The sequence below is a fragment of the Inquilinus sp. genome (assembly GCF_057815775.1).
This window is the reverse complement of record NZ_JBYRFX010001191.1, coordinates 1-3,089: the sequence shown is the minus strand read 5'-3', so window position 1 is coordinate 3,089 and position 3,089 is coordinate 1. Positions and strand designations below refer to the sequence as shown.

Genomic DNA, 3,089 nt, shown 5'->3' with positions numbered 1-3,089 from the left:
CGGCGCGTCGAAGATCAGGCAGGTGGTGCTGGCATGGGCCAGGATGCGGTCGCGGCCGTCGACCAGGGTCGCGTCCGCCACCGCCGTCTGTCGGCCGGCATGGATCACCCGGCCGATGGCGCGGACCGGACCGGATTCGACCACGACGGCCCTGAGGTAGTTCACCTTGATCTCGAGCGTGGTGTAACCGCGACCGGCCGGCAGCGTCGAATGCACGGCACAGCCCATCACGGTGTCCAGCACGGTGGCGATCACGCCGCCATGCACCGACCCGATCGGATTGTAGTGCGATTCATGCGGTGCCAGGGCCAGCACCACGCGGCCGTCGCCGATCTCGGTCAGGGTGAAATCCACCAGCCGGGCGATCGGCGGCGGCGGCAGCCGGCCCGCGGCCAGGGCTTCCAGGAACTCGCGGCCGGTCATGCCGCGGGCAGTGGCCGCCAGTGCTTTCGGATCGTCCCAGCGGATGAGCCGCTCGCGGACCACCGGTTCGGTAGCATCCATCGCCCTCTCCCATCTCCTGGATCAGTATTGCATCGATACAGACAGGTCTGTAGCGTCGTCAAGTTCAGGAAATCGGGTGTGGGATGACAGGGGCTTCGACGGGACAGGCAGGTGGAACTCCGGGCGGCGTGCGCGAGACCATCCTCGCTACCGCGATGGAGCTGTTCTATCGCGAGGGCATGCGTGCCGTCGGGGTCGACACCGTCGTGGCCACCTCGGGTGTCGCCAAGACCAGCCTGTACCGCTGGTTCCCGTCGAAGGATGCCCTGATCGCTGCCGTGGTGGCGGAGCAGGACTGCCTGTTCTGGCAATGGTGGGACCGGGTCGCGGCGCGGCATCCCAGCGCGCCGCGCGACCAGCTGCGGGCGATACTGGCCGGGGTGGTGAAGCGGCTGAACCACCCAGCCTTCCGCGGCTGCCCCTTCCTGAACCTGGCGGCGGAATTTCCCGATCCTGGCCATCCCGGCCGCGTGGTCTGCCGCGACAACAAGCGCGAGCTGCGCCGCCGGCTGGCAACTCTGGCGGCGGCGATCGGCGTGCGCGAGCCGCTGCGCTTGGCCGACCAGATCGGCCTGCTGGTCAACGGCGCCAATGCCGGCTGGCAGGTGCTGGGCCAGGAGGGCGGCCAGGATGAGCTGATCGCTGCGGCGGAAGCCCTGGTCGAGGCGCAGCTGGTCGGGGTCGCAGGCGGACCATAAGGGGCCGCGCCGGGACCGGTCGGGCGGTCGTCCCCTGCCACACTGGCTCAACGTCAGACATATCGGGGGGCGGTGTTATGCGCATGGGGTTGAACCTGATCGCGGCGGCCCTGGCGGCTGTCATCTGCCTGCCGGCCTTCGCCGCCGGCCCGGCGGCCGGCCCGGCGATCGACCAGGATGGCTGGGTCGGGCTGAAGCAGACGGCGCATCTGCCGAACGGCATCGACCTGAAATTCGTGGAACTGGGCAATCCGGCCGACCCGGCGCTGATCCTGCTGCACGGCTACACCGACAACAGCCGCTCCTGGTCGCTGGCGATGCCGGATCTCGCCAACCGCTTCCACGTCTTCGCCCTCGACCAGCGCGGCCACGGCCAGTCCTCGGCGCCGGAATGCTGCTACGCCCTGGCCGACATGGCCTATGACGTGAAGCTGTTCATGGATGCGGAGAAGCTGACGAAGGCTGATGTCGTCGGCCATTCGCTCGGCAGCATCGTGACGCAGGTCTTCGCCGAGACCTGGCCCGACCGGGTCGGCAAGGTGGTGCTGGTGTCGTCGACGGATTCGGTCGGGGCCGTGAACAGCCGCAGCGGCTGGCTGTGGCAGAACGTGACCGCGCTGACAGCGCCGATCGACCCCGCCTCGCAATTCATGAAGGACTGGTACACCAACCCGAATCCGGTCGACCAGGCCTTCCTGGCGCATGAGATGCGCGAGAGCGCCGCCGTGCCGCTGCCGGTGTGGAACGGCGTGCTGCGCAGCCTTGCCTATGAAGAATTCGGCCGTGGCCTGCCCGACCTGAAGGCGCCGGTGCTGATCCTGTGGGGCAGCGCCGACGGCTTCTTCGACGCGGCGGCGCAGGACCGGCTGAAGGCGGCGCTGCCCAAGGCCCGGTTCACGACCTTTGCGGGCGCCGGACACAACATCATGTGGGAACAGCCGAAGGCGGTGGCCGATGCCATCGCCGACTTCCTGCTGCCCTGACCGGACCCGCCATTGACAAGTGCCGGCTCCGGCCGGAATATCGGTTGTGTTTCAATCTTCGATACAATTTTTGATATGAACGCTCTATCGACGCCACACGCCGCCAGCCGCGCCTGAATGGTCGCCCGGATCGCCACGGTCGCGTTCCAGGGCATCGAGGTCGCGCCGGTCGACGTCCAGGTCCAGGTGTCGGGCGGCTATCCCGGCATCACCGTGGTCGGGCTGCCGGACAAGGCGGTGGCGGAAAGCCGGGAGCGGGTGCGGGCGGCGCTGCACGCCCTCGGCCTGGCCCTGCCGCCCAAGCGCATCACCGTCAACCTCGCCCCGGCCGACATGCTGAAGGAGGGCAGCCATTTCGACCTGCCGATCGCGCTCGGCCTGCTGACCGCGCTCGACGTGCTGCCGGTGCAGGAGATCGGGCAGTACATGGCGCTGGGCGAGCTGGCGCTGGATGGGGCGCTGACCCCGGTGGCCGGTGTGCTGCCGGCGGCGCTGGGCGCGGCCGAACGCGGCCTCGGCCTGATCTGCCCGGCGGCCTCCGGGCCTGAAGCCGCCTGGGCGGCGGATGCCGAGGGCCGGATCGATGTGCTGGCGGCGCCGACGCTGCTGGCCCTGATCAACCACTTCAAGGGCACCCAGGTGCTGGCCCAGCCGCAGCCGCTGCTGGCGGCACTGGACGGGCCGGGACTCGATTTGCGCGAGGTGAAGGGGCAGGAAACGGCGAAGCGGGCGCTGGAGATCGCGGCGGCTGGAAATCACAATTTGTTGATGATCGGCCCCCCGGGCTCCGGCAAGTCGATGCTGGCGGCGCGGCTGCCCGATCTGCTGCCGCCGCTGTCGCCGGCCGAGGCGCTCGAGGTCTCGATGATCCATTCGGTGGCAGGCCTGCTTGAGGGCGGGCGGC

Annotated in this window: 4 protein-coding genes; 3 read left to right on the top strand and 1 reads right to left on the bottom strand. The window is 69.3% G+C overall.

Going from position 1 to position 3,089, the window contains the following annotated elements; genetic code table 11:
• Positions 1 to 504 (bottom strand): PaaI family thioesterase (locus tag AC3XYG_RS42375; RefSeq protein ID WP_489145945.1); only part of this gene is annotated, 504 nt, incomplete at its 3' end.
• A gap of 128 nt (positions 505 to 632) precedes the next feature.
• Here AC3XYG_RS42375 and AC3XYG_RS42370 point away from each other — a divergent pair.
• The 3 genes from AC3XYG_RS42370 to AC3XYG_RS42360 all read left to right on the top strand — a co-directional run.
• On the top strand, positions 633 to 1,202 hold the full coding sequence (locus AC3XYG_RS42370) for a TetR/AcrR family transcriptional regulator (protein WP_489145944.1): 570 nt from the start codon (positions 633 to 635) through the stop codon (positions 1,200 to 1,202).
• Between the two features lie 77 nt (positions 1,203 to 1,279).
• Positions 1,280 to 2,185, top strand: coding sequence for an alpha/beta fold hydrolase (locus AC3XYG_RS42365; RefSeq protein WP_489145943.1), 906 nt, complete (start codon positions 1,280 to 1,282; stop codon positions 2,183 to 2,185).
• A 117-nt stretch (positions 2,186 to 2,302) separates the two neighbouring features.
• A partial coding sequence (locus AC3XYG_RS42360; protein WP_489145942.1) for a magnesium chelatase domain-containing protein occupies positions 2,303 to 3,089 on the top strand: 787 nt, incomplete at its 3' end.